The organism is Mesorhizobium sp. M7A.F.Ca.CA.001.08.2.1 (genome assembly GCF_003998455.1).
GTDB lineage: Bacteria > Pseudomonadota > Alphaproteobacteria > Rhizobiales > Rhizobiaceae > Mesorhizobium > Mesorhizobium ciceri.
In genome coordinates this window covers 1-1,692 of the sequence record NZ_RZPW01001043.1, presented here as the reverse complement: position 1 = coordinate 1,692, position 1,692 = coordinate 1, and the positions used below count along the sequence as shown (strand labels likewise).

The window sequence follows — 1,692 nt, the reverse complement described above, 5'->3', positions numbered from 1 at the left end:
GTCCTGGCGGTCAGCCGCTTGGCGATGTCGCCGAACTCCGCCTCGCGTTTGGCGCTCGCATTGGCTGTCTCGACGAGTTCCAGCCTGACCGCGGCAAGGGCCGCACGAAGCGTCTCCCGGTCCTGGACCAGGCTTGTCTCGCGCTGCTGCAGCGCTTCGAAAGCGCCGTCACGCTCGCGCAGCTTTCGCGTCGCGTCGTGCAGCTTTTCCGACAGCGCCCTCTGTTCGGCGGCCAGGGCGGCATTGGCAACCTCCAGCTCGTTGGCGCGCAGGATGTCGCTGTGCAGGATGTTGAGGAATTCGCGCGTCAGATGGTGTGAGGTGCCGATCTCCGACAGCTTGTCGTTGATCTCCTCCAGATAGTCCCTGGCGTCGTGGAAGAGCCCCTCGAAGGCGCTCAATGCAGCCAGCCGGGTCTGTGTATGGGCGGTCAGTCTTGGCGCGGTTTCGGAACTGTCCGCAGCGCCCGCATCCTCGGCATTCCCGGCATTGTCGTCATTTGCCGCATCGGCCTGGGGTGGCCCGTCATCGGCTGCCGCCTGGGCATCCGGCACATCGTCGCTCTCTGGCGGCGCCAGGTCGTCGGCGTCGAGACTTGCATCCAGCGCGTCCGCCAAATCGATCTGCAGGTCCTGGATTGCTTTATCCACGTCTTCAGCACGCTTGATCAGGCCTCTGAAGTTCATCGCCAAACTCCCCTTACGCATACCTCGCTTAGAACTTAACAAATTGCTAATATATCCTTACATCCGCTGCTTGCGCAGGGGAAGCCCCGTCGGCACAAAGGTAAATTTGGGACATTTTAGGGGTTTGGACGCTGCGAGCGATGCGGTGCGAGGGTGCGATGCCGGTTCTGCCGGCGGGACAGCGTCCCCCTCTGTCCTGGACATCTCCCCCACACGAGGGGAGATTGGACGTCATGCGGGCTTTCGCCAATCGCCAACGTTGCAAGAAGAACTGAAGCGCAGAAATTGCCAATCTCCCCACTTGTGGGGGAGATGTCCGGCAGGACAGAGGGGGGCGCGAAGGATCGCGGCTCCCCCTAAGTTGCCCTCACCCCGCCATGGCCAGCGGCACGGCGCTCTTGTTGGGGATCTGGATGTCGATCTCCAGCGTCGACATGGTCTCGCCGCGATCCATCGAGACCTGCAGATAATCCTGGTCGATCTGCACATGCTTGGCGATGACGGCCATGATCTCCTCGCGCAGGATGGAGACGAGGTCGGGCTGGCTGCGGTTGCGGCGCTCATAGGCGAGCAGCACTTGCAGCCGCTCGCGCGCCACCGGGGCGCTGGAGCGCCGCTTGAAGATGTCGAGCAGGTTCATGCCGCCCTCCTTCCCAAAAGACGATCGAGGAAGCCCTTGCGCTCGAAGGGCACGATGACGGGCAATTCCTCGCCCTCCAGCCGCCTGGCAGCGTCGATATAGGCCTTGGCAGCAGTGTTGAGCGGCTCCGACAGCGTCACCGGCGAACCGAGGTTGGAGGCGCGCAGCACATCCTGGCTTTCCGGAATGATGCCGAGCAGCGGCACCGACAGGATTTCCAGCACGTCGTCGATGGACAGCATCTCGCCGCGCGAGGCGCGGGCGGCATCGTAGCGCGTCACCAGCACATGCTTGGCGATCTGCTCGCCCTGCTCGGCCCGCAAGGTGCGGGCATCGAGCAGGCCGATGATGCGATCGGAATCGCGC

Annotated in this window: 1 protein-coding gene and 2 pseudogenes; all 3 read right to left on the bottom strand. The window is 63.5% G+C overall.

The window, feature by feature from the left end; all coding sequences use genetic code 11:
• Nucleotides 1-686: pseudogene (locus EN914_RS34535) on the bottom strand (hypothetical protein); the annotation flags it as partial.
• A gap of 367 nt (nt 687-1,053) precedes the next feature.
• Nucleotides 1,054-1,326: a cell division topological specificity factor MinE gene (gene minE, locus EN914_RS34525; RefSeq protein ID WP_024501686.1), complete on the bottom strand. Its 273-nt coding sequence runs from the start codon at nt 1,324-1,326 to the stop codon at nt 1,054-1,056.
• A pseudogene (locus tag EN914_RS34520) lies at nt 1,323-1,692 on the bottom strand (septum site-determining protein MinD); the annotation flags it as partial. The pseudogene EN914_RS34520 and the gene minE, both read right to left, overlap by 4 nt.